This window comes from Rhodococcus sp. NBC_00294, from assembly GCF_036163995.1.
Taxonomy (GTDB): Bacteria; Actinomycetota; Actinomycetes; order Mycobacteriales; family Mycobacteriaceae; genus Rhodococcoides.
Genome location: NZ_CP108043.1, coordinates 1,139,232 through 1,163,884 on the forward strand (window position 1 = coordinate 1,139,232; position 24,653 = coordinate 1,163,884).

22 protein-coding genes are annotated in these 24,653 nt (G+C 68.9%); 6 read left to right on the forward strand and 16 right to left on the reverse strand.

The features are described from left to right. Positions 1-16: 16 nt before the first annotated feature. Together OHB23_RS05415 and OHB23_RS05420 are read right to left on the reverse strand one after the other, a co-directional pair. Positions 17-622, reverse strand: a complete 606-nt coding sequence (locus OHB23_RS05415; RefSeq protein WP_328811036.1) for a lipocalin family protein — start codon at positions 620-622, stop codon at positions 17-19. Beyond that, a complete protein-coding gene (locus OHB23_RS05420; RefSeq protein WP_328811037.1) occupies positions 619-2,751 on the reverse strand; it encodes an MMPL family transporter in 2,133 nt (710 codons plus the stop codon). The genes OHB23_RS05415 and OHB23_RS05420 overlap by 4 nt, the downstream gene beginning before the upstream one ends. Positions 2,752-2,934: 183 nt before the next feature. On the opposite strand from OHB23_RS05420, the gene OHB23_RS05425 reads away from it, so the two are divergent. Further along, on the forward strand, positions 2,935-3,366 hold the full coding sequence (locus OHB23_RS05425) for a MarR family winged helix-turn-helix transcriptional regulator (protein WP_051613432.1): 432 nt from the start codon (positions 2,935-2,937) through the stop codon (positions 3,364-3,366). Here OHB23_RS05425 and OHB23_RS05430 read toward each other — a convergent pair whose 3' ends face one another. The 9 genes from OHB23_RS05430 to OHB23_RS05470 all read right to left on the reverse strand — a co-directional run bounded on the left by OHB23_RS05430 (position 3,367) and on the right by OHB23_RS05470 (position 13,600). Continuing rightward, the gene (locus OHB23_RS05430; protein ID WP_222646389.1) at positions 3,367-3,801 is read right to left on the reverse strand and encodes a VOC family protein; all 435 of its coding nucleotides are present in this window, start codon (positions 3,799-3,801) and stop codon (positions 3,367-3,369) included. A gap of 9 nt (positions 3,802-3,810) precedes the next feature. After that, complete coding sequence (gene thrC, locus OHB23_RS05435; protein ID WP_328811038.1) at positions 3,811-5,256, reverse strand: threonine synthase; 1,446 nt, start codon at positions 5,254-5,256, stop codon at positions 3,811-3,813. A gap of 110 nt (positions 5,257-5,366) precedes the next feature. Next, positions 5,367-6,212, reverse strand: coding sequence for a type IV toxin-antitoxin system AbiEi family antitoxin domain-containing protein (locus OHB23_RS05440; RefSeq protein WP_222637920.1), 846 nt, complete (start codon positions 6,210-6,212; stop codon positions 5,367-5,369). Between the two features lie 88 nt (positions 6,213-6,300). After that, positions 6,301-7,104: a DNA-formamidopyrimidine glycosylase family protein gene (locus tag OHB23_RS05445; protein ID WP_328811039.1), complete on the reverse strand. Its 804-nt coding sequence runs from the start codon at positions 7,102-7,104 to the stop codon at positions 6,301-6,303. Position 7,105: 1 nt separating this feature from the next. Next, on the reverse strand, positions 7,106-8,197 hold the full coding sequence (locus OHB23_RS05450; RefSeq protein ID WP_328811040.1) for a spore photoproduct lyase family protein: 1,092 nt from the start codon (positions 8,195-8,197) through the stop codon (positions 7,106-7,108). Between the two features lie 9 nt (positions 8,198-8,206). Further along, positions 8,207-9,256 carry an adenylate/guanylate cyclase domain-containing protein gene (locus OHB23_RS05455; protein ID WP_051613418.1) on the reverse strand — a complete coding sequence of 350 codons (1,050 nt, stop codon included), beginning with the start codon at positions 9,254-9,256 and terminating at the stop codon, positions 8,207-8,209. Continuing rightward, positions 9,249-10,697, reverse strand: a complete 1,449-nt coding sequence (locus OHB23_RS05460; protein ID WP_056441091.1) for an HAD-IB family hydrolase — start codon at positions 10,695-10,697, stop codon at positions 9,249-9,251. The genes OHB23_RS05455 and OHB23_RS05460 overlap by 8 nt, the downstream gene beginning before the upstream one ends. After that, positions 10,694-12,967 carry a glycerol-3-phosphate 1-O-acyltransferase gene (locus tag OHB23_RS05465; protein ID WP_328811041.1) on the reverse strand — a complete coding sequence of 758 codons (2,274 nt, stop codon included), beginning with the start codon at positions 12,965-12,967 and terminating at the stop codon, positions 10,694-10,696. The genes OHB23_RS05460 and OHB23_RS05465 overlap by 4 nt, the downstream gene beginning before the upstream one ends. A gap of 138 nt (positions 12,968-13,105) precedes the next feature. Further along, positions 13,106-13,600: a pyridoxamine 5'-phosphate oxidase family protein gene (locus tag OHB23_RS05470; RefSeq protein WP_027506110.1), complete on the reverse strand. Its 495-nt coding sequence runs from the start codon at positions 13,598-13,600 to the stop codon at positions 13,106-13,108. Between the two features lie 170 nt (positions 13,601-13,770). Here OHB23_RS05470 and OHB23_RS05475 point away from each other — a divergent pair, with 170 nt between their 5' ends. Continuing rightward, positions 13,771-14,532 carry a DUF6319 family protein gene (locus OHB23_RS05475; protein ID WP_328811042.1) on the forward strand — a complete coding sequence of 254 codons (762 nt, stop codon included), beginning with the start codon at positions 13,771-13,773 and terminating at the stop codon, positions 14,530-14,532. Between the two features lie 59 nt (positions 14,533-14,591). After that, positions 14,592-15,263, forward strand: coding sequence for a S1 family peptidase (locus OHB23_RS05480; RefSeq protein WP_027506112.1), 672 nt, complete (start codon positions 14,592-14,594; stop codon positions 15,261-15,263). An 86-nt stretch (positions 15,264-15,349) separates the two neighbouring features. Here the strand turns inward: OHB23_RS05480 and OHB23_RS05485 are convergent, their stop codons facing one another. Next, positions 15,350-15,817 (reverse strand): DUF6764 family protein, encoded by a 468-nt coding sequence (locus OHB23_RS05485; protein WP_328811043.1) that lies wholly within the window; start codon positions 15,815-15,817, stop codon positions 15,350-15,352. A 138-nt stretch (positions 15,818-15,955) separates the two neighbouring features. After that, positions 15,956-17,689: a dihydroxy-acid dehydratase gene (ilvD, locus tag OHB23_RS05490; RefSeq protein ID WP_328811044.1), complete on the reverse strand. Its 1,734-nt coding sequence runs from the start codon at positions 17,687-17,689 to the stop codon at positions 15,956-15,958. 231 nt (positions 17,690-17,920) lie between these two features. On the opposite strand from ilvD, the gene OHB23_RS05495 reads away from it, so the two are divergent. After that, positions 17,921-18,499, forward strand: coding sequence for a sigma-70 family RNA polymerase sigma factor (locus tag OHB23_RS05495; protein WP_027506115.1), 579 nt, complete (start codon positions 17,921-17,923; stop codon positions 18,497-18,499). A 3-nt stretch (positions 18,500-18,502) separates the two neighbouring features. Here the strand turns inward: OHB23_RS05495 and OHB23_RS05500 are convergent, their stop codons facing one another. Both OHB23_RS05500 and lppU read right to left on the reverse strand, forming a co-directional pair. Then, complete coding sequence (locus tag OHB23_RS05500; protein WP_328811045.1) at positions 18,503-19,993, reverse strand: MFS transporter; 1,491 nt, start codon at positions 19,991-19,993, stop codon at positions 18,503-18,505. Further along, the gene (gene lppU / locus OHB23_RS05505; protein WP_222629718.1) at positions 19,927-20,538 is read right to left on the reverse strand and encodes an LppU family putative lipoprotein; all 612 of its coding nucleotides are present in this window, start codon (positions 20,536-20,538) and stop codon (positions 19,927-19,929) included. The genes OHB23_RS05500 and lppU overlap by 67 nt, the downstream gene beginning before the upstream one ends. Before the next feature lie 53 nt (positions 20,539-20,591). Between lppU and OHB23_RS05510 the strand changes: the two genes are divergently transcribed. Then, positions 20,592-21,644 carry an ATP-dependent DNA ligase gene (locus OHB23_RS05510; RefSeq protein WP_222632253.1) on the forward strand — a complete coding sequence of 351 codons (1,053 nt, stop codon included), beginning with the start codon at positions 20,592-20,594 and terminating at the stop codon, positions 21,642-21,644. Between the two features lie 2 nt (positions 21,645-21,646). Beyond that, positions 21,647-22,732: a DNA polymerase domain-containing protein gene (locus OHB23_RS05515; protein ID WP_328811046.1), complete on the forward strand. Its 1,086-nt coding sequence runs from the start codon at positions 21,647-21,649 to the stop codon at positions 22,730-22,732. 6 nt (positions 22,733-22,738) lie between these two features. Here OHB23_RS05515 and nhaA read toward each other — a convergent pair whose 3' ends face one another. Beyond that, complete coding sequence (nhaA, locus tag OHB23_RS05520) at positions 22,739-24,613, reverse strand: Na+/H+ antiporter NhaA (RefSeq protein WP_442973032.1); 1,875 nt, start codon at positions 24,611-24,613, stop codon at positions 22,739-22,741. Between the last annotated feature and the right edge of the window lie 40 nt (positions 24,614-24,653).

Below are 24,653 nucleotides of genomic sequence, written 5' to 3' on the forward strand. Positions count from 1 at the left end.
TGAGCGGTGGCAGAGGTCAGACGGTGCAGAGCGGGCGGATCTCGTTGCTGCCCTGAGTGGTCGGCGACGTCAACAGCAGGCAGGCGTTGTAGCCGCGGCTCTCCACGACGCTCCGGATCTGCTTCCACTGATCGGCACTCACCTGCGGCGACCGCGACAGGACGAAGCCGGACGTGCGGAACGGGTCGCCCACCAGCGCCCACGAGTAGTCGTCGGCGATGTAGGTGACGATGTAGTTGGTGGGTCCCTCGGGATTGTCCTGGGTGGGCACACCGGGGAAGCTCACGTGCAGCTGCGCCTGCGTGAACGGATCGTTCACCCGGGCGTTGCCGATGATCTCGTTGGCTCCGCCGTCCCAGCGGGTGCAGTTGTTCTGCACGCGCACGTTGCTGGGGTCGAGCACCTGGTAGTTGGCCCGGGTGTCCCTGGCGCAGTTCAGGTTGAACGGCTGCGGGACGGCCGCGATCTGCCACCAGTCACCCGCGTAGCGCTGGACGTCCAGCTGAGCGATGGGCTGCAGCGGCTCGAACAGGGGCTGCGCGGACGCGGCGCTGCCGCCGGCGAGCAGAGCTCCGGTGACCAACGCTCCGGCGACTGCCGTGCGGATGATGCTGCGGATCATGAGATGACTCCTTCTTTCGTGGCGTTCGGACTGTCTTCGGAGTGCGGGTCGAGTTCGGTCGGCCACCAGATGCGGGGACCGATCAGGGTGAACAGGGCCGGAATCACGATCGTGCGGACCACGAAGGTGTCGAGCAGGATGCCGAGGCCCACGACGATCCCGAGCTGCGTGAGCAGAATGAGGGGCAGGACGCCCAGCACGGTGAACACCGCGGCGAGCACGATGCCCGCACTGGTGATGACCGCGCCCGTCGACGCGACGGCGCGCACGATGCCCGTCCGCGTCCCGTACGACGGTGTCTCCTCGCGTGCCCGGGTGACGAGGAAGATCGTGTAGTCCACACCCAGGGCCACGAGGAACAGGAACCCGAACAGCGGCACGTTGTCGCCGAGGGCGGGGAAGCCGAAGATGTTCTCGCTGGCCCAGCTGCCGATGCCCAGAGCCGCCAGCGTGCTGAGCACCGTCGTGGCCACGAGCACCAGGGGTGCGAGGGCCGACCGGAGCAGAACGAACAGCACCAGCAGAACCACCAGCAGGATCACCGGGATGATCACCAGGCGGTCGCGAGCTGCGGCATCGGACGTGTCCAGTGCCTGCGCATCGCTGCCGCCCACCAGAGCGTCGGCACCCGTGATCGGAGCGACAGATGCACGCAGGTTCTCGACCGCGGCGAACGCGCCGTCGGAGGACGGTTCCGCGTCGAGCACGACGGACCACTCGGTGAGACCGGTGTCGGAGGTGCCGGGCCGGGAGTCCGCAGTTCGGGACACCGACACCACGCCGTCGGTGTCCTGCAGCGCTGCCTCGACCTCCGAGGCCGCCGCGGTCCGGGCGACGACGACGGTCGGATCTGACTGCCCCGCCGGGAAGTGCTCGGCGAGCGTGTCGATGCCGGTGACGGATTCGGCGGTGACGCGGAACTGCTCGGTCTGCGACAGGCCCACGTTCGTTCCGACGAGGCCGAGAATGCAGACGGCCAGCGCGACCAGCGACACCGCCGCGGCGCGGCCGGGTCGACGACCGACGGCGTTGGCGACGCGGAAGAACACGCCCTTGTCCGTCGGCTCGGGATCGCCCACGCGAGGAACGAACGGCCAGAACAGCTTCCGGCCGAACAGTGAGAGCAGTGGCGGAAGAACGAAGAGCACGAAGACGGCGGCGACCACGAGACCGGCCGCGGCCAGACCGCCCAGGCTGCGCGTACTCGGCAGAGTGCCCAGCAGCAGCGTCAGGAGCGCGAGCACCACCGTCGCGTTGCTCGCCACGATGGCCGGGCCGGCGCGTCGCACGGCATGGTGGAGGGCGACCCGGTGGTCGCTCTCGCGGCGCAGTTCCTCGCGGTACCGGGAGATGAGCAGCAGCGCGTAGTTGGTCCCGGCGCCGAACACCAGGACGCTGGTGATGCCCGAGGTGCTGCCGTCGAACGAGAGCCCGGTGAGCCCGGACACGGCGGTGCCGACCGTCGAGGCGACCCGGTCACCGAAGCCCACGACGGCGAGCGGCACGAGCCAGAGAACCGGTGATCGGTACGTGGCGATCAGCAGCAGGGCCACCACCAGCGCGGTGACGCCGAGTAGCGTGACATTGGCCCCGGAGAAGGAGTCGGCGATGTCGGCGGCGAACGCGGGACCGCCCGTGACCTGCGCCGTCAACCCGTCGGGGAGGCCGTCGGTGGCAGCGGTGCGCAGCTCGGTGACCAGATCGGCCAGTCCCGTTCCGGACTCCGACGTCGACACCTGGACGGGGGCGATGGCCGCCTCGCCGTCGGGTGCGGGAACGACCGGGGAGTCGGGCGCACCCGCGTCCACCCCGCGCTCGACACCGTTCATCCGCATCCTCGCGGCAGCGACGTCGGCGAGGTCCTGTTCGGACAGGGCGCCGCCGTCGGCGCGCGTCACCACGAGGATCACCGGCGAGAGGTCGGAGTCGGGGAATTCCTCGAGCAGGGCGTCGACCCGTGCCGATTCCGCGTCCGAGGGGAGCGATGTCGGTGAACTCTCGGCGGCGGAGTTGCTCCCGACGCCGCCGATGAGCGCGCCGGCGGCAAGGACGACGAGCAGGGCGACGATCCAGGACCGAGGCCCTGAGACGAGGCCGGCCACGCGGTTCCACACAGAGTTGTCGCTCACCGGAAAAGTGTCTCAGTTAGTTGATCGTTAAGCAACTGAGACATCGCTCCGAGGTCCGGCGAGTACGCTGACACCCGAGTTTTCGAAGGAGAATCTGTGTCAGCACACGAACGGTCGGAGCGGTCCGACGCGACCGACGCCGACGGTGCCCGGCGCGATCTCGAATCCACGATCGCCGCCGACATGCGCGCCATGACAGCCGAGTCGGATCAGCTCGGCCGTGTGTTCGGTTCTCGACACCACCTCAGCGCGAATGACTTCCGAGCCCTGCTGCACATCATGGTCGCCGATGTCGGTGGACGTCCGGTGTCGCCGGGCGAGCTCGGCTCTCTCCTCGGACTCTCCTCCGCCGCCATGACGTATCTGGTGGAGCGGATGATCGCGTCAGGTCACATCCGCCGTGAACCCGACACGCGGGACCGACGGCGGGTCATCCTCCGCTACGACGAGCCGGGAATGGACGTCGCACGGCAGTTCTTCGGCCCGCTCGGACAGCACGTCCACGAGTCGCTGTCCGCGCTGCCGGACACGGATCTCGCTGCGGCGCACCGTGTGTTCGGAGCTCTCACCGACGCCATGCAGACCTACCACCAGGAGATCAAGAGCACCGGGTGATCAGGCCCCGAGCTTCTGAGCGAACATGACGATGATGCCGCTGGGTCCGCGCACGTAGGTCAGTGCATAGACACCCTCGTAGTTCGCGACACCGCGCAACGGGTGGCAGCCGTGCCGAGCGGCCACTGCCAGAGCCTGCTCGAGGTCGTCGACCTCGAAGGCGATGCGGTGCATGCCGATCTGATGCGGGAGCGTCGGTTCCGTCTCGATCATGGTGGGATGGCGGTTCTGGAACAGCTCGATGCGGCCCGCCCCGTCCGGCGTCTGCAGCATCGCGATGTCGGCGTGATTGCCGTCCAGACCCACCGCCGTGTCGGCCCACTCGCCCTGGACCGTGTCACGGCCGAGGAGTGTCAGACCCAGATCGGTGAAGAACGCGATGGCCTCGTCGAGGTCGCGTACCGCGATCCCGACGTTCTCGAGTCGTATCGACATCGCTCGACTCTAACGACCGGTGTGCTCCACGATGACGTCCTTCACGCGATCGACGTCCGCGGGGACGACGTCGAAGCGCTGCGGCAGGTCCTCGATGCCCTCGAACGCCGGCGGACGCTCGGGTTCGGTTCCCAGTGCCTCCCGCACGATGTCCGCGAACTTGGCCGGCAACGCGGTCTCGAGCACGATCATGGGCACGCCCTCGCGCAGGTTCCGGCGGGCGACACTCACGCCGTCGGCGGTGTGCGGGTCGATGGTCACGCCGTAGCGCTCGGCCACGTCGCGGATGGTCTCGACGCGGTTCGCGTGCGTGCTGCGGCCGGACACGAAGCCGAACTCCTGGATGCGATCGAACTCGGGAGTACCGGAGAAGTCGAAGCCGCCGTCGGTGTCGAGCGCGCGGAACAGCTCACCGAGCCGGACCGCGTCCTGATCGACGAGGTCGTAGAGGAAGCGCTCGAAGTTGGACGCCTTGGAGATGTCCATGCTGGGGCTCGAGGTGTGGTGGGTCTCGGCGGCCGCGCGGGGACGGTAGACACCCGTGCGGAAGAACTCGTCGAGGACGTCGTTCTCGTTGGTCGCGACGACGAGCTGGTCGATCGGCAGGCCCATGCACCGGGCGATGTGCCCGGCGCACACGTTGCCGAAGTTGCCGGACGGCACCGAGAACGACACGCGTTGGCCCGGCCCGTCCGTCGCGAGGAGCCACCCGTGCACGTAGTAGACGACCTGCGCGACGACTCGACCCCAGTTGATCGAGTTGACGGTGCCGATGGCGTGGTGCGCCTTGAACTCGGCGTCCTTGGAGACGGCCTTGACGATGTCCTGGCAGTCGTCGAAATTCCCCTCGACCGCGAGGTTCACGATGTTCTCGTCCTGCAGGCTGAACATCTGTGCCCGCTGGAAACTGCTCATCCGGCCGTGCGGGCTCAGCATGACGACGCGGATGTTCTTCTTGCCGCGCATCGCGTGCTCGGCGGCGCTGCCGGTGTCACCCGATGTGGCGCCCAGGATGTTGAGCTCCTCGCCGCTGCCCGCGAGGGAGTACTCGAACAGGTTGCCCAACAACTGCATCGCCATGTCCTTGAATGCCAGCGTCGGGCCGTTGGACAGGCTCAGGAGATGGAGCGAGGTGCCCTGCTCCTCGCCGAGTGGACGCAGCGGGGTGATGAGTGACGTGTCGTCGCCGGGCCGGCCGTTCGAGTAGACCTCGGCGGTGTACGTCCGGCGCGTGATGTCGCGGAGGTCCTCCGCGGGAATGTCGTCGGCGAACTTCGAGAGCACCTCGAAGGCGAGGTCGGCGTAGGACAGTGAGCGGAACGACTCGAGCTCGTCGGCGGTCAGCTGCGGGTACTCGGCCGGCAGGTAGAGACCACCGTCGGGGGCCAGGCCGCCGAGGAGGATGTCCGAGAAGTGCTGGGGCAGGTTGTGACCCCGCGTCGACTGATACTGCATCTTCGTCTCTCTCGTCCGGTGGCGCGCCCGGCTGACAACTGTGCCACATCCGCCGGTCCGGACCGGATCTGGTGCAGTGAACCGTGGAGAGCACGGGTAGCTGCACCGGATCATCCGGTGACGAAGCGTCGCACCTCGGCAGCCACCTCGTCGGGCCGTTCGACGAGGTCCCGCCACGTGTACCGCAACACCGTCCACTCCCTGCTGAGGACGTTCTGCCGGATCCGGTCGCGGTGGAACGCGGCGCTGTCCGAGTGGAAGGCCCACCCGTCGATCTCCACGCAGACCCTGGCGTGCGGGAACGCGAAGTCGAGGATGTAGCCCGCGTACGGCAGGTTCACCCGCAGCCCGGTGATGTGTGCGGATCTCATGATCCTGCGGAACAGCCGTTCGGCCTCGGACCGGGCACCGCCCTCGGCGGCGCGCAGGAGCTGCTCCGCTCGCACGTACCCGCGACGTCCGGGGTTGCGAGCGTGCGCTCGTCGGAGATGGTCGAGGGTCATCGTCTTCTGCAGGGCGCGATCCATGACCTCGGGGCCCAGCACCGTCGACGCCTCCAGAACGGTCAGCGGCGTCCTCGTCACGAGGACACGGCGCACGATCACGACGTCGATGCCCGGTAGGTCGCGCCGCCGCAACCGGACACCCGTGATTCCGCGACCGGAGCCTGTCCGGGGCACGGTCACCTCGATCGTCTCCGGGGCCCGCGGAAGCATGCGATACCAGTACGCGGCTGCAGGACCGGACAGCGCGCCCGTACTCGTGGACCACACCGCGCACCGGATCCGCGCGTCGTCGGTGAACGGTCGGTCGACGGCGAAGAACACTCCGCGACTCGTGCGCCGCCAGCGGCCGGTGTGGACGCGCCACTCGATGGCCTCGGGGGTGAGTCCGGCGGTGCGGGCCTGCGCGGTGGTCACCACCCCGTCCTGCTCGGCCAGCAGTCTCTCGATCATCTCGCACTGGACGCGCGCGCCTCCGCGGCAGTTCCGTGGATCGGATCCGGTGCAGTGAACCGGGTACAGCACGGTCGGCTGCACCGGATCACGGCCGCTCCGGCCCCGGCTGGCAGTGCGGGCACCACCAGGTCCGCCGTCGTTCCGGATCTCCCGGTACCTCGGCGACCACGCGGACGGTGGTGCCGCATCGCAGGCACGGCTTGCCCGCGCGACCCGCCACCCAGTGCTGCCGACCTGGCCGGGTGTCTCCGGTGGTCACCTGCATGGCCCGCGGGGTGGACACCGAGTGGCGCATCGCCTTGCGAGTGAGGGCGACCAGTCGAGTGGTATCCACGTCGCACGCCGGCACCCACGGCCCGAGACCACGAAGGAAACACAGTTCGTTGGCCCACAGGTTGCCCGGACCGGCCATGACGCGCTGATCGAGCAGTACCGCGACGATCGGGCGCGGGTCCCGCGCGATGTTCGCCGCCGCCTGCGCGGCGTCGAAGTCGTCGTGCAGCGGATCGGGGCCGAGATACGACAGCGCCGCGTCGACGTCGCGAGTGGTGGAGAACTCGACCACCGGGAGCAGCAGCCCGTACGCGGTGGGCCCGTCGCGCACGGCCAGCCGCACGCGCACGTCGGGATCGAGGCGACGGGGCAGTCGTCGGCCGGGGGCGGTGACGGTCCACGACCCCGTCATCCTCAGATGCGTGTGGAGCGTCAGGTCGCCGTCGAGATCGGTGAGCAGGTGTTTGCCGTGCGTCCGGTGCCGTTGGATCGTGCGTCCCGCGAGGTTCTCCGTCGCATGTGCGGGGACGTTCAGCCGGCCCTCGGCCAGTTCCCGGCCGTCCAGCGCCGCCCGCAGACGTGCCGCGAGCGCGTGGACCGTGTCCCCCTCCGGCACGTCAGGTCCAGTACAGGAGCTGCGCCGCGGGCAGGACGTCCCGTAGTTCCTCGGTGAACCAGCTCTTCATCTCCGCCATGGTGTCCTTCGGGTAGACGTACTTGACGCCCCCGAACTTCGACCGCTTGGCCGAGCGCGAGTCCTCGTCCATCTCGAGCTTCGTGGCCGGGTACCAGCTCAGCAGCACGTCCTTGCTCGACGGAGTGAACCGGTGCGTGATGATCTCTGCGGTGAGGTCGACGTCCGGGACGTCGGCCAGCGCCGCCGCGATGTCGGCGAGGAGCTCGCCGTACTGCTCGCGCCAGCCGGGCACGGGCATGATCGGAGCGATGGTCACGCCCATCGGGTACCCCGCCTGCGCCAGCGCACGCAGCGCCGCGATGCGCGCGGGCATCCGAGCCGTGCCGCCCTCGAAACGGTTCCCGATGTCGCGGGCGTTGACCGACAGTCGCACCCGGGTACGCCCGCCGTGGTCGAGGCCGACCAACTCGGTGACATCGTCGAACTTGGTCGTGAAGCGGAGGGAGGCGCCGGGTCCGAACTCGCCGGCGCCGACCCGCGAGATGGCGGCGGCCAGTGATCCGGTGACGTGCTCGATGCCGAGAGGGTCGGTGTAGCAGGACATCTCGAAGGTGGTGCCCTCGTGTCCACGCTCGGCGGTGCCGCTGGTGATGGTGCCGCGGCCGACATGCGTCGCGATCGGGGCCAGGACGTCGTCGAGATTGGCGTACACCCGAGTGACAGGTGGGCCCGACAGCGAGCCGGCGAGGTAGCAGTACTGGCAGTGCGCCGGGCAGCCCTTCGCCAGGTCGATGCGCCAGTCGGCGCTGGGTGGGATGGGTTGCGGCTTCAGCGCACTGGGCGGAGCGACCACGACCGCGAGCGTCGACTTCGCCCGCGCGTAGGTCTCCCGCTCGGACTCGCCGCGCAGCCCCGTGAGGCGATCCGCCGGGAGGACGTCGATGTCCGACACACCCGCCGCCTCGCACCGCCGCACGATCTCGGCGGTGTGTGGCAGTTCGGCGGCCGACTTGGTGATCATCACCCGCCGGGGTGTCCACAGGCGGGTCGGAGTGAGCAGTGCATCCGTCATCACCTCAGGTCAACGCTCGGTGTCGCGCGATCCTTCCCGCTGGTGATCGCGATTGCGACGCAGCGCGTAGGTCCGTAGCTTGCTGAAACCGCGCACCCGCAGGGGGCGTAGCGACTTGAGGTAGAACTCGTCCTCGCCCGACAGCGCGTCGGCCGTCTCGCTGTCCACCAGCACCGTGCCGGGGTGCGCGTTGCTGGTCAGGCGGGCGGCCATGTTGACCACGGACCCGTACAGGTCGCCGAAGCGGGCGAGCACCGGACCCACGGCGATGCCGACGCGCAGCGCGGGAACGTCGTCCCGGTCGGCGAAGGCGTCGTGCAGCTCCAGGGCGATCCGTGCCGCGTCCCGGGGGTCGGTGGTCTGGAACATCACCTCGTCGCCGACGTTCTTCACCACCGATCCGTGGCCACGGGCGATGATCGTCGTGGCCACCGACTCGAACTCCTCGAGCAGCGAGGTCAGCTCGGAGACATCGAGTCGACGGGTGAGCGAGGTGTAGCCGACCATGTCCGCGAAGCCGACCGCGAGCACCGTGTCGGTCTCCCCGCTCGACTCGACGGACAGTGCGCGCCCGGCCACCGCGGCGAGATGGCGCCGCCACACGTAGTTCTGCAGTTTCTCCATGGTGGGCACCGTGTCCGCGGCGGTGACCCGGGACTCCGATCGAATGGCGTCCGGATCGGCGGCGTCGGCAGCGATGCGCGACCGGATGTAGGAGTTGACGACGCCCACCTGCCACTCGGCCAGTCGTGACATCGACTGCCCCAGCGTCCGCGCGACCGCCACCTCCATCGACTTCTCGACGACGTTCTCGTCGACGAGTGTCGTGAGCAGGCGCAGCGCCTCGATGTCGGCATCGGTGAACATGACGGCGTCCGGATCCGGGCTGACCGGGAAGCCCATGGCGATCCACAGTTGTTGCGCGCGTTCGAGATCCACGTTCGCCAGCTCGGCGACCTGATCGCGGGTGTACGTGGGTTCCTCTCCCAGCAGAGTCTGTTCGACCTCGTTCTGCCGGAAGGTGGGCCGGCCGGCGTCCGGTGGGCCCTGGTCAGGCATGGTCGAGAGTCCGCTCGTAGACCGCCCGGACCTCCGCGATGTGCTCGTCCAGTGTCTCCGCCGTCCAGTCCGTCGTCGGGATCGGTTCTCCCACAGTGACGGTGACGGTGCCGGAGTGCGCAGTGAACGAGGACTTCCACATCACGTCGCCCGCTCCCTGGAGGATCAGGGGAACCACCGGGACCCCGGCCGCCATGGCCAGATGGAACCCGCCCTTCTTGAAGCGCCCCAACCGCTCCGTCGGCATGCGGGTGCCCTCCGGGGCCACGGCCACAGACACGCCGCTGTGGAGCTTGTCGATGGCCGGCTTCATCGCTTCGCGCGCCGCGGCGTTGTTCGATCGGTCGACGTAGGCCACGTCGAAGAGAGCCCCGAGGGGGGCGAACCGGGGGTCGCGGCTCAGTTCCTTCTTCGCGACGGCCGTGATGTCCCGACGCAGGACGCGGGCGACGACGATCATGTCCATCGTGGACTGATGGTTGAACAGGAACACCGCCGGTCGGTGGCTCCAGGCGTTCTCCTCGTTCACCACGTTCACCGTGATGCCGGTGAGGGCCAGTGCGACCTCCGGTGCGACGGCGTTGGTGACGTTGGCGCCCACTCGGCGGCTGCCGCTGAGCACGCCCAGGGTCGCACCCAGTCCGGCACTCGCCAGGACCGAGCCGAGGGCGGCGACGCTGCGCACGGTGGACGTCAGATCGGCTCCGCGAGTGGGCCTGCGCAGCTGGACACGGGACCAGCCGCGGTCACGCGCCGTGCGGTCGAGTTCGGGGTCCGGGTTGAGCGCGACGGGACGACCGACGGTCTCGAGCATCGGGACGTCCTCGATGCCGTTGGAGTAGCCGAAACACACGGAGGTGTCGACGCCCTCGGCCGTCGCCCAGTCCTCGATTCCCTCGGCCTTGCGCGGACCCCACAGCGACCGGCCGTCGAGGAGGCCGGTGAGGACGCCGTCCGGCCCGATCTCGGGGTGGGTGCAGATCAGGTCGTCGAAGCGGAGGTCGTCGACCACGGGCTGAGCCTGGTACGGGGTCGCGGACGTCGACATCACGACGCGGTGACCGGCCCGGCGATGCGCGGCGACGAGGGTGCGGACCTGCGGGAAGATCTGCGAAGCGATCTCGGAGCGGAAGAGCCGCTGCGCCTGCTCCATCAACTCGTCGTGCGTCTTGCCGGCCAACGCGTGCACGGCCTTGTCCATCAGGTTGTCGACGGTGGTCCCGCGCACCCGCATCTCCACGACGGCGCTGCTGATCTCCCACAGCTCGAACAGGTCGACGTCGAAGCGGCGAAGACGTTCCTTGAACACGGCGGTCGCGGAGTAACCGTCGATCACGGTGCCGTCGAAATCGAAGAACGCCACCACGTCCGGACCCTTCGGAGCCTGTGCGACCTCGTCGAGTAGATCCTGGAACGTGTGTGCTGGGTGAGTGCTGGTCACCGGTGTCCTCCGGAAGCGTTGTCTGGTCGATCGGGTGCGTCCGCACCGTCGACGGAGTCGAGGGCCACGTGCACCATCGTGCGGATACGTCTGCTCACACGTCCCCACGCCGCGATGTCCGCAGCGAATTCCTGACGGCGGGAGGCGATGTCGTCGTCCTCGGTGGACAAAAGACCACGATTGTCGGCCAACTGCAGGGCGGTGTCGAAGAGCTCGTTCGAGATGGCCTCGCTGTGCTCGAGCTGCTGTCGGAGCCGCCGCGACTGCGCGACGCCCAGGCAGTCGTCGAGGAACGACACCTTGTCGAACTTCGCACCCGGTGTGAGGGTGAGCAGCTGGTCGGCCACCACCTGATACGCCTCGAAGATCGGCTGCAGTACCCGGTGCGCCAGATGAAAAGGCTGCGACTGCAACGACTTCAGCGCGTATCCGGGTCGATCGAGACCGGTGCGCCAGTGCGGATCGATGAGATCGACCTCGGCTTCGAGGCGCTCCCCGAACTCACGCTTCTCGCCGAAGAAGAACTCGAACTTCAGCATGTCCCGCAGTTCCAGCGCGGACTTCCACAGATCGTCGGCGGCCACCTCGCCCGTGGGGCAGTCCTCGGTGCGTAACACCACCAACTCGCCGATCGCCCGCATCACGAAGAAGTGAATGGCGTTGTTGCGGAAGAACGACGCGACGAGATGCTTGTCCTGCGCGAGCAGGAACAACAGCTCCGGGCCGTCGTCGAAGCGCCGCACCACACCGGCCGCGACCTGCGCGCGAACAGCGGCCGTCATGACGTCGATGTCGGTCAGATCCACCCCACCCGCCGTCGGGAGACCACGCTGCTGGATGTACGACGCCAACGGCTCGATGATCGACCACATCTCACGCTTGTTCAGCGCGCGGTCCTCGATACCGAGCATCGCCATCGCCACCAGCGCCGCCGGCGTCACCGGAGTGGACTCGTTGATGGCGTGCGACACCGCCAGCGCCGCACGCTGCACCGCGACCCGCTTGTCGTCGTACTCGTCGAGGAACTGCCGTGCCGACATCGGAGTCCCGAACCGCAGGTAGACGGTTCCGCGTAACTGGCCCTGGGCGCGGACGTACCCGATGGCCATCCGGATTCCCTCGGCCTGCTTCGTCGCACCGTGCGACTCCTTCGCCATCTCGCCGACCTCGTGCAACCGGTCGTAGGTGATGGACGTCGGGACGAGGTACGCATCGGCCGCCGTGCTGTTCTCGAGCGCGTCGAAGAGGTAGGTGAGCAGGCCGAAGCGCGGAGGCCGGAGCTTGCCGGTGCGAGACCTGCCACCCTCGATGTACCACTCGAGGTTGAACTTCTTGCTCAACAGGAAGCTCATGTACTGGCGCAGGGTCCACTTGTAGACCGCGTCGGAGAACTTGCGCTGGATCAACACCACACCGCTGCGCTTCGCGAGCGGGCCGATGGGCCAGAACCCGACGTTGATGCCGCCCATGACGTGATTGAGCGGGAAGCCCTGCTCGAGCAGGGCGGGGCGCAGAACCAGCGGGTCGAGGTAGGAGCGGTGGTTCGGCAGGAAGACCAGGGGGAACGACTTGTCCAGATCGCGCAGCTCGGCGAGCTTCTCGGTGTCCACCTCGACGCGGTAGGCCCGCGAGAAGAAGGCACCGAGCTGGCCCCAGAGTTCGACGGCACCCTTGTTCTCGGTGGCCACCATCTCGTCGAGGATCTCGTGAACCCGAGCATTGACCGCCGACACCGGGGTGTCCACCGAGGCCGCCAACTCCGCCAGATCGGCGCGGAACTGCGAGCGCTCCGTCATCTCCTCGACGACGAACCGCGGCACCTTGTACTCGCTGCCGATGACCTCACGCTCGGCCTTGTCCAGCGTGAGGCTGGCCTGCCGCGCGATGTACGACGACAGGGAGCGGCCGGCCGTCGCCTCGAACCGCTCACGCAGCGCCGACAACGAGGCGGGCTCACCCTCGATGATGCGCGGCTCACCGCGGCGTGCCCGGCCCACCCGGAGACCGAATCCCTTACGCGGAGCCTTGGTCCAGCTCACCCGCAACGGAGTGATGAGTGGATCGGCGCCACCGGCCCGCTCGGTGAGTTCGTCGAGGGCCTTGCCCGTCATGACGACCGACTCCGGTCGGCCGTCACCGTGGTGACGATCGATCCAGTCGTCGGCCGCGTGGACGTCGACGTCGGAGACCGCGTCGATGAGGAAGACCTGATCGTCGGAGGACGAGGATCTCCCCGTCAGCGGATGCTCGGTCGAATCCAGTTGAGACATGTCCGCTCGCCTTCCCCCTCCGATGCGCCACCGGTGGTGGGCCGTGCACGTGATGGTCCGCAACGCTACGCCCGGGACAGGTACCCCGGTGCCACTTTCACGAGCCGCCCCGGCCGCGGAACCGAAGTGGTGCATCCGTCACGACATGTCGACCTTCTCGTTGTCACCCACGTCCGGCTTGTCGCCCGTGATGCGCGACTTGGCGTACGCGATGAGCGTCGAGACCTTGGACCCCGGCGCCGACCAGAACTCGGCTCCCTCCGACTCCACCCGGATGAGGACGACCTCGTCGGACTCGGGACCGTTCTCGAACCACGCGGCGACGCCCTGGCTCCAGAGATCCTTCTTCTTCGCGTCGTCCAGCACCACGCTCGCGCGCCCCGACAGCGAGACCCACGACGTGCCCGACTGGAACGACACGTTGACTGACGGATCGGAACGGATGTCGGCCACCTTCCGTGAGTCGTTCGCGGCGAAGAACCAGAGATCGCCGTCGAACTCGGTCTCCTGCAGGGCCATCGGCCTCGCCTTCAGGTGGCCGTCGGTGCCGTGGGTGGTGAACATGCAGAGCTTCGCGTCGGACAGCAGTTCTGCGACGCGGGCGGTGCCTTCGGTTCTCTCGTCAGTAGTCATGGGGCACGGCTACCCGCGATGGTGGTGGCGCAACCGGGCGTGCAGGACTCGGTGCGTCGAACGGTGTCGGTGGGTCGTGCAAAACTTTTGTCGCGTCCGTTCTGCCCCACGCCCGGACTCGCCGATCCCCAGCCACGACCCGCTCCACTCACGACGAGAGGCACCCGATCATGAGCGCTCCCGCCCGGCGCCGCGCCCCCCGACCCGGCGAGGCGCTGTCCGCCGAGGACCTCGCGACTCTCGAGGCGGGGCTCGCGGCCGGTCGCCGCGTCACCGTCTACCTGCGGGAGGCGATGCCGTCCCTCGGCCTCGAGGCGGGCGCCTCGGCGCGGGTGATCTCGGTCGACGGCACCACGGTGACGGTGAGCCCCAAGGGCATCGACGACCAGCTGCCGTACGAGGCGGACGAGTTGCGTCTGAGCAAGGACGCGCCGGCGCCGGCGCGCAAAGCCACGAAGGTCGCTCCGCGCACGACGGCGGCGCGTCCGACAACCCGCCCCGCCGTGGTCCCACCCCCCGTCGTCCCACATGCAGCGACGCCCCGATCGGAGACTTCCGTGCCTGTAAAAGCAGCACCCGAGAAGTCGGTGGCCACGCCGGCTCTCGCGCCGGAGACGTCGGTGAAGCCCGCGGCTCGGCCGGCTCGGCGCACGAAGGCGCAGCCCGCGCCGGTGTCGGTGACCGTGACGTCGGGGCCCGACGATCAGTGGACCGTCACCGTGTCGCACGGTGCGAAGAAGCTGGCCAAGCCGTCCGACGTGACGGCAGACCGGGTCCTCCGCGCGATCCGCGAACTGGGCGACGACGTGGCTTCCGCTGCCGTCGAGGACAAGATCGAGGCGGCTCGGGCTGCCGCGCTCGAGCGGGTCGAGGCCCTGAGTCGAGAGCTCGACGAGGCACGCCGCGCGCTCGATCGACTGAAGAACGAGTAGAAGCGTCGCGTTCCGGGTCCCGCGTATTGCTACGGTGTGCGTGACCTCGGAGGGGATACATGCTCAAGAAACTCGTGCTCGTTGCCACCACAGCGCTGGCGCTCGCCGGCGGGATCGGCGCCGGAACCGCGTCGGCTGCACCCGTCGCCGTGCTCGGTGGCGGATCCGGAGTGCTCGTCGCAGACAGCACCGGCAAGGGCAAGTTCGACTGCACACTGACCACCATCGGCAACGACGCCGCCGGTCGACTCGTCGGCATCACCGCAGGTCACTGCGGCGTTCCCGGTGATCTGATCGGCGCCGAGTACCTGCCCGACGCGGGCGCCGTCGGCCGCATCGTGAGCTCGGTCCCCGGCCTCGACTACGCCGTCATCGAGTTCGATCGGGGCCGCGTCGCACCGACCAACCGCGTCGGCAACGTGACCATCACGGGCGTGGGGGCGCCCGCGACGTTCCCCGGCATCATGTGCAAGGAGGGCCGCACCACCGGCAACACGTGCGGCATCACCTACGGGGAGCTCTTCCAGAACGACCGCACCTACACGCAGATCTGCGTGCAGCAGGGTGACTCGGGCGGCCCGGTCGTCGCCGGCACCACGTTGGTGGGCATGGTCAACGCGTACCTGGGCATCCCGTGCATCGGTCCCGAGGTGGGCACCAACATCCAGACGGTGCTCGACGACATCAACCGCGGCGGCGGCGTCGGTACCGGGTTCACCGTCACGGGCTGATCGCCGGACCCCAGCCACACGACGAAGGCCGTGACTCCCGAGAGGGGGTCACGGCCTTCGTCGTGTCGGCTGGGTGGAGCTGTGGATCAGTTGACGCGCAGGCACGCCTTCAGCGTGGTGAGGTCGCCGGCGAATCCGGGGCCGTCGCAGGTGACGCCGCCGAGGGAGTCGACCGTGACGGTCGAGCCCGGTGCCGCGATGGCGATGGACAGACCCGGGTTCAGGCCGAGTGCCTCGGCGACGGAACCCGGTCCGAACGCGATGGCGGCCGGTGCCGCGTAACCGACGGCCGAGCTGCTGGCGATGCCGCCGTTGAGGCCGAGCGCCAGGGCGAGGGCGTTGCGGCTGGCGTCGGCGGACGCGTCACCGTAGGCGGCAGCGGCGCTGGAGGCGTCACTGGTCGCCGAGCACAGGCCACCGGCGGGCACGGCGTCCGCACCGAACGGTGCCTGGCATGCCGTGACCGGTGCGGCCGAGGCGGTGGCGGGCAGGAATGCGACGACACCGAGTGCGACGGTGAACGCTCCGGCGATGGTTCTCTTGACGACTGACATGACGTGGGTTGCCCTCTCCCGAAAACGATCGACGGCAACGATCGTTGCCGCGTCTTGTCCTCGAAGGATGCCCCCGCCCGGTATCAGCCAACTCCGCCGATGGTCACGGTCAGGTCACGGTCTTGTCACCGCACGGTCTCAGCTGCAGACGGCGCCCTGCGACGCGGACCCCACGAGCTTGGAGTACTTGGCCAGCACGCCACGGGTGTAGCGAGGCGGAAGCGGTGCCCACTCCGCCTTGCGTGACTCGAGCTCGGCGTCCTCGACCAGCAGGTCGAGCGTGCCGTTCGCGACGTCCAGGCGGATGCGGTCGCCGTCGCGGACGAACGCGATCGGTCCGCCGTCGACGGCCTCGGGAGCGATGTGCCCGACACACAGGCCCGTCGTGCCACCCGAGAACCGACCGTCGGTCATCAGCAGGACGTCCTTGCCGAGGCCCGCGCCCTTGATGGCTCCGGTGATCGCCAGCATCTCGCGCATGCCCGGGCCGCCCTTGGGGCCCTCGTACCGGATGACGACGACGTCGCCGGACGTGATGGTGCCGTCCTCGAGAGCGTCCATCGCGGCGCGCTCACGCTCGAAGACGCGGGCGGTGCCCTCGAAGACGTCGGAGTCGAAGCCTGCCGACTTCACGACGGCGCCGCCGGGAGCCAGCGAGCCCTTCAGGATCGTGATGCCGCCGGTCGGGTGGATCGGCTCGCTCATCGCGCGCAGCACCAGACCGTCGGGATCCGGCGGGGCGATGTCGGCGAGGTTCTCCGCCACCGTCTTGCCGGTGACCGTGAGGCAGTCGCCGTGCAGCAGGCCGGCGTCGAGCAAGGCCTTCATGACGACGGGAACGCCGCCGATGCGGTCGACATCGGTCATGACGTGGCGGCCGAACGGCTTCACGTCGGCGAGGTGCGGCACCTTGGCGCCGACGCGGACGAAATCGTCGAGGGTGAGTTTGACACCTGCCTCGTACGCGATCGCGAGCAGATGCAGCACGGCGTTCGTGGAACCGCCGAAGGCCATGACGACGGCGATGGCGTTCTCGAACGCCTCCTTCGTCATGATGTCGCGCGTGGTGATGCCGCGACGCAGCAGTTCGACGACGGCCTCGCCGCTGGCACGAGCGAATCCGTCGCGACGCTTGTCGGGAGCGGGCGGGGCGGCGCTGCCGGGGAGCGACATGCCCATGGCCTCGGCCGCGCTGGCCATCGTGTTGGCGGTGTACATACCGCCACAGGCGCCCTCGCCGGGGCAGATCGCGCGTTCGATGGTGTCGACGTCCTCACGCGACATCAGGCCGCGCGAGCAGGCGCCGACGGCCTCGAACGCGTCGATGATGGTGACCTGGTGCTCGCTGCCGTCCGAGAGCGTCGCGAAACCGGGAAGAGTGGAGCCCGCGTAGAGGAAGACGCTCGCGAGGTCGAGGCGCGCGGCCGCCATGAGCATTCCGGGCAGCGACTTGTCGCAGCCGGCCAGCAGCACGGAGCCGTCGAGGCGCTCGGCGCTGATCACGGTCTCGACCGAGTCGGCGATGACCTCACGGGAGACCAGCGAGAAGTGCATGCCCTCGTGGCCCATGGAGATGCCGTCGGACACGGAGATGGTGCCGAACTCGAGGGGATAGCCGCCGCCCGTGTGCACACCCTCCTTGACCGCCTTCGCCAGGCGATCGAGCGAGAGGTTGCACGGGGTGATCTCGTTCCACGACGACGCGACGCCGATCTGGGACTTGCCCCAGTCCGCGTCGCCCATGCCGACCGCGCGCAGCATGCCGCGCGCTGCGGTCTTCTCGAGACCGTCGGTGACGTCGCGGCTGCGGGGCTTGACGTCGGCCGTGTCGGCGCTGGTGGAGGTGGTGGCGTCTGCGGGGGTGCTGCTCATGGCAAAAACCCTAGACCGCACCGGAATCACCGATCATGGGGCACCGGACTCGACCTCAGCCACCGTGACCGGTCCGTTATCAACCAGTGACCCGATCGCGACACTCGCGATGCGCTACCGCGTGGTAGCGCTGGCATCGTCATGCCTATCGAGAGCACGTCCCGCGTTCGACGGATCGAGGTGAAGACCGTGAATACACTTGTTGCACAGCCGCTTACGGATGATTCGGCGGTGTCTCCCGCGCCTCGGCCCGCGGCTCGCTCGACGGCGGAACTGTCGGCTCTGCTCCAGGCCGTCGGCCGTGGTGACCGTCAGGCGTTCGCCCGGTTCTACGACGCGACGTCCTCCCGCGTCTACGGAGCCGTGCTCCGAGTGCTCCGCGATCGTGGATTCTCCGAGGAGTGCGTCCAGGACGTCTATCTCGAGGTGTGGCAGAAGGCCCCCACGTTCTCGCCCGAACAGGGGTCGCCGGCGGCGTGGTTGGTGACCATGGCGCACCGGCGAGCCATCGACCGCGTGCGGTCCGAGCAGTCGCGGACCGATCGCGAGTCGAAGTATGCGATGCTCGACGCCGCCGTGGGGATCCACGACACGTCGGACCGCTTCCTCGACCGCCGTCCGGTGCTCGACGCGATGCAGGAACTGAGTGGCCGGCAGCGGGAATGCCTGTTCATGGCGTTCTTCGAAGGTCTCACGTATGCGGAGGCCGCCGATCGTATGGGCGTGCCGGTGTCGACGATGAAGTCGCGGATCCGCAGCGCACTCGCAAAGATGCGCGTCGATCCCCGCGTGGCCTGCCTGGCGGAGTGACCGTCAGCGGCCGTCCGTCACGGGCGGTCCGGACACGTCGCAGTGTATCGGTGTGCGACCCGTCGGGCGAGGTGTGCGGATCGAGACGGCGGCGAGTGCCCCGGCGAGAGCCAGCATGGCCGCACAGATGAGCATCGCGGCGCGGAATCCCGACGAGAACTGCGCGGGATCCAGCTGCCCGGAGATGCCGACGATGCCGGGAATCGCGGCGACCGAGAGCAGTTGGGCCGTGCGCGCGACCGCGTTGTTCACCGCGGACGCGGTACCCGCGTGCGATGCCGGTGCCGCACCGATGACGGCCGCGGTGAGTGGCGCCACGAGCAGGGAGAGCCCCACGCCGAACACGACGACGGCCGGCAGCACGGCACCGAGGTAGGTCGATCCCGGCTCGATGCGGATCATGAGTACCAGCCCGACCGCGGCCACCAGTGGTCCCACCGTCATGGGCAGACGAGGTCCGATGCGGCCGGCCAGCGCGCCGGCGCGCGCCGACAGCAGGAGGAGCGCCGCGGTGATCGGCAGTGTCGCCGTGCCGGCGGCGAGGGCCGAGTAGCCGAGCGCGACCTGCAGTTGCAGCAGCAGCAGGAAGAACACGCCGCCGAGCGCGGCGTAGGCCGCGAAGGTCACGATGTTCGCCGCGACGAAGACCCTGGACGAGAAGAGCGACGGCGGCACCAGAGGGTGGGCCGTCCGGCGCTCGACGACCACGAACACGGCCGTGCCGACCAGGCCGATCGCGATGATCGGCCACCGTCCGTCGATCGCCCCGTAGGTCAGTGCCGCGAGAGCGAGGGCGACGACGGCAGCTCCGGGGACGTCGAGTCGGCCGGAGGTCTCGGGGTCTCGCGTCTCGGGCACGTGGCGCAACGCGACGACGACGACCGCGACGGCGAGCGGCACGTTGAGCAGGAAGATGGACCGCCACCCGGCGATCTCCACGAGCCAGCCGCCCAGCAGCGGGCCCACCGCGGACCCGATGCCACCGAAGCCCGACCACAGGCCGATGGCCGCACCCCGATCCTTCGGGTCGATCGAGGCCGACAGGATCGCCAGCGAACCCGGCGTCACCAACGCCGCGCCGATGCCCTGCACGACACGAGCGAGCACGAGGAACTCGACGTTCGGCGCCAGACCGCACGCGACCGACGCGACCGCGAACCAGATCGTGCCCAGGACGAAGATGCGCCGCCGTCCGACACGGTCGCCGAGCGAGCCGCCCAGCAGCACGAACGCGGCAAGCGTCAGGGTGTAGCCGGTGACCGTCCACTGCAGCCCGCTGACGTCGGCGCCCAGTTCGGTCCCGATGTCGGGGAGGGCGATGGTGACCACGGTTCCGTCGAGCAGCGACAGGGTCGATCCCAGCACCGTGGCCAGCACGATCCACCGGCCGCGCGCCGACGACAGGGGGACGGTCGGCGGGGGCGAGGTCACTGGTCGTCGAGACAGACGACGAAGGCGCGCTCGTCGTAGACGTAACTGCGTGACGACGGGCATTCCGACGCGTCGGTCGTGCCCTGCAGGACGTCGACGACCCGGACACCGCCGATCATCGGGGCGTCGCAGTCCGAGCGCTCCGGGTCGGGCGTGCCCAGATCCATGCATCCCCCGACCACGAAGTCGATGTCGAGGCACAGCGCGCCCTGTTCGATGCCGGCGAGCGTCTCGTAGTACGTCTGGTCGACGTCACCGGGACAGAAGTCGGTGGAGACCTCGGCAGACACCACGCGGTAGTTCGATTCGGGAGACCCGCACGCGGCCTCCTCGATGGTGGCCTCGTCGACCGTGCCGCCGAGACGCACGCAGTCACCCGCCTGCGCGTCGATGGAGACGTCGCCGCCGGTGCCGGACGGAGTGGTGGGGACCGGCGGGAGGATCGAATCGTTCGGCAACTCGGGCACCTCGGACGCGGGTACGGAGCCCTGCTGAGCGACGGGGGTACCGGTGATCGTCGACGAGCATCCTGCCAGCAGAGCGACCGCCGTCAGCACGAGGAGAACGGCCGGAGCGCGCCGCGTTCCCGGTCGCCGAGAAATCGTCATGGACGACACTGTATGCCCGTTGCACCGTTTGTCCGACGTGTAAGTATTGAGCGGTGGACCTCCCCGTTTCACCCCCGTTGCAGCCCATGCTCGCCAAGGCCTCCAAGACGGTCCCCGACCAGCCCGACTCGGGGGATCCGGCGTGGTCCTACGAGCCGAAGTGGGACGGCTTCCGCACGATCGTCTTCCGTGACGGGGACGAGGTCGTGCTCGGGTCACGCGGTGGTAAGGACCTGGCCCGGTACTTCCCGGAGATGGTCGACGCCGTGCGCGAGGAACTGCCCGAACGATGTGTCGTCGACGGCGAGCTGGTGGTCGCTCTCGAGACCGACGGATCGTGGCGGCTCGACTGGGACTCGCTGTCCGAGCGGATCCACCCCGCCGACAGTCGCGTGCGGATGCTGGCCGAGAAGACCCCCGCGCAGTTCATCGGATTCGATCTCCTGGCTCTCGGTGACGAGGACCTGACCGGTCTTCCCTTCGCCGAGAGGCGTGCCCGCCTGGAGACGATCCTCGACACGGGTCGGACCGAGCCGCGGTGCCACGTGACGCGCGTGACCGCGGACGCCGCTCTGGCCACCGACTGGTTCGACCGGTTCGAGGGAGCGGGACTGGACGGGGTCGTGGCCAAGCGGCTCGACGGCGTGTACGTGCCGAACAAGCGCGAGATGATCAAGGTCAAGCACGCCCGCACGGCCGACTGCGTTCTCATCGGGTACCGCATTCACAAGAGCGGCAACGGTATCGGGTCGATGCTGCTGGGTCTCTACAACGGTGACCAGCTCCAGATGATCGGCGGCGCGTCCGCGTTCACGGACGCGAAGCGGTTGTCCTACCTCGAGGAACTGGAACCGTTGCGGCTCGGTGACGACATCGTCTCCGACGGCGAGCAGACCCGCTGGCGCTCCGGCATGGACCGTACATGGATCCCGGTGCGGCCCGAGCGGGTTCTCGAGGTGGCCTACGACCAGATGGAGAAGTCCAGGCTGCGCCACGCCGCGCGCTTCGTCCGCTGGCGCCCGGACCGGGATCCGCTGAGCTGCACGTACGACCAGCTCGACGTGCCCGCGGACTACGACGTCTCCGACATCCTCGAGAGGTCCTGACCGTGGCCGCGAAGTCGACGCCCGTGATGCTGCAGGTCGGCGAGCGTGAGGTGAAGGTCTCGAGTCCGGACCGCATCATCTACGAGGCCACGGACCGCACACCGGACATCACCAAACTGCAGGTGTGCGAGTACTTCTCGACGGTGGGCGAGCCGTTGATGCGCGCCCTGGGGGACCGTCCCACCGCGATGGAGCGCTGGCCCGACGGGTATCGCGACGGGATGCGCCTGGCCACCGGCCCGCAGGACAAGGATGGCGACGGCTTCTATCAGAAGCGATTGCCCAGAGGTGCACCCGATTTCGTCGAGACCGTCGAGATCACGTTCCCGAGCCGGAGGCGCGCAGAGGAGCTGTGTCCCACCGAGCCGGCGTCGCTGGTGTGGGCCGCCCAGATGGGCACCCTGACCTTCCACCCGTGGCCGGTCCGTCGGCCCGAGGTCGACCGTCCCGACGAGTTGCGCATCGACATCGACCCCCAGCCGGGAACCTCGTTCACCGACGCCCGCCGTGTCGCTCTGGTGACGCGAGAACTGTTGGAAGAACTGGGTCTTCGTGGCTACCCGAAGACCAGTGGTAACCGCGGCATCCACGTGTACGTGCGGATCCGGCCGGAGTGGACGTTCGAGGACGTGCGTCACGCCGCGATCGGCCTGGGCCGTGAACTCGAACGCCGCGACGACGGCGTGACCACGTCCTGGTGGAAGGAGGAGCGCGGTGCGCGCCTCTTCATCGACTACAACCAGAACAACAGGGACCGCACCATCGCGAGTGCGTGGAGTCTGCGGGCGCGTCCCGGCGCCCCGGTGTCGACGCCGCTGACCTGGGAGCGCCTCGCCGAGACCAGCGACCCCCGTGAGTACTCCCTGGTCACCGTCCCCGACTACCTGCAGGACGGCGATCCCTGGGCGTCGATGGACGACGAGGCGTACTCGTTGGCTCCGCTGCTCGATCTGTGGGAGACGCTACCCGGCGGCGAGCTCAACTTCCCCCCGGACTACCCCAAGATGCCCGGCGAGCCGCCCCGCGTCCAGCCGTCGAAGAAGGTGGCCGCCCATTGGGACGAGGACGGCAACCGGGCGCAGGAGTAGGCGACGTCAGTCGGCGACAGGCCGGCGGGCGGCTGCGCGCATCGCCTCGAGCTCGCGGATGATGGTCGCGGCGTCGTGGGGGCCGCTGTGGCGCTGCGGAACCCGGCCCTCGACGCCGAGATAGAACGTCGGTGTCCCCGGTAGCTCGCTGGTGAGCGCGTCGAGTTCGTCGTCCTCGACGCGGGTGACGAAGTCGCCGGTCCGGAGGTCGTCCTCGAAGCGATCCATGTCGAGCACGAGGTCCGCGGCGTAGCGGTCGATGTCGTCGCGCTCGAGGGCGTCGCTGTGCAGGAACAGCGTGTCGTGCATCTCCCAGAACTTGCCCTGTGCCGCAGCAGCTTCCGACGCCTCGGACGCGTACCGGGCATGCGGGTGGTAGTCGTCGAGCGGGTAGTGGCGGAAGATGTAGCGCACCTGGTCTCCGAAGTGTTCCCGCACCTCGCGCGTGCTTCCGGTCGCCTTGCTGCAGAACGGGCACTCGAAATCGCCGTACTCCACGATGGTGAGCGGCGCGTCCACCGGTCCGCGGATGTGGTCCCGCTTCGGGCTCACGCGGCGGAGGAGGTCCAGTGACGGTTCCGCGGGCGGCGGCGCGAATCGGTTGCCGAGCGAGAACACCAGCCAGCCGAGCAGCGCGGCGATCACGGAAGCACTGAGCACGCCGACGCGGGCCTGGTCCGCGAGAGCCGGGTCGTCCAGCGCGAGATCGACGATGAACAGCGAGATGGTGAATCCCACACCGGAGAGCGCGGCGCCGCCGGCGATCTGCGGGAAGGTGAGCCCCGGCGTCATGGATCCCGGCCGGAGCTTCGCGAACACCACGCTCGCCGTCGTGATGCCGACGAACTTGCCGAGCACCAGGCCGACGACGATGCCCCAGGTCAGCGACGACGTGGCGGCGGCACGCAGCGTCTCCGAGCTCAGGACCACACCCGCGTTCGCGAGGGCGAAGATCGGCACGATGATGAAGGCCGTGTACGGCTGGTAGAGCCGCATCAGCCGCTCGTTCACCGAGACGGCGCGCTCGAGTCCGAGCCGCGCGGCGCGGGCGTACTCCGGATTGGGGGACTGTCGGAACGCTCGGGTCAGCGCGGCGGCATGTTCCACCTCACGCCGCCGCGGCGGGTAGACGGGCAGGATCAGGGCGATCATGACGCCCGCGAGAGTGGGGTGGACGCCGGACTCGTACATGGCGACCCAGGTGACCACCGAGACGAGTCCGTAGCCCGCGCCGCGCCACACCCGCAGGCCGCGCAGCGACGCGATCAGAGCGAGGCCCGCCACGGACACGAGCAGGGGCCCGATCCGCAGTTCGTCGGTGTAGAACACCGCGATGATGGCGAGTGCGCCGACGTCGTCGGCGACGGCGAGGGTCAGCAGGAAGATGCGCAGACGCACGGCTCGGGCGGGTCCGACGACCGCGAGGAGCCCGACCACGAACGCGGTGTCGGTCGAGATCACCACACCCCACGCCGCGGCCTCGGGCCCGGTGGGATTGAGGAGAAGGAACAACGCCGCGGGCAGTGCGAGCCCGGCGATCGCCGCCACGATGGGAACGGCGGCGCGGGACCGGTCGCGGAGCTCGCCCATGGCGAACTCCCGCTTCACCTCGAGCCCGACGACGAAGAAGAACAGAGCCATCAGACCGTCGTTGACCCAATGCTGCAGGTCGAGCTCGATGCCCTGATCACCCAGCGTGATCGACAGCGGGGTGTGCCAGAACGACTGGTAGGTCTCACCCCACGGCGAGTTCGCCCAGATCAGGGCCACCACGGTGGCGACGAGGAGGAACGCGGCAGCGACGGTCTCGCTGCTGTCTCCCCGACGCGCGTCGGCGATCTTGTCGACCAGGCCTCTGAACCGCGTCCGATGCGCGGTGATCGACTCCGTCACCGCACGAAACTACAGCAGCGCCGCACCC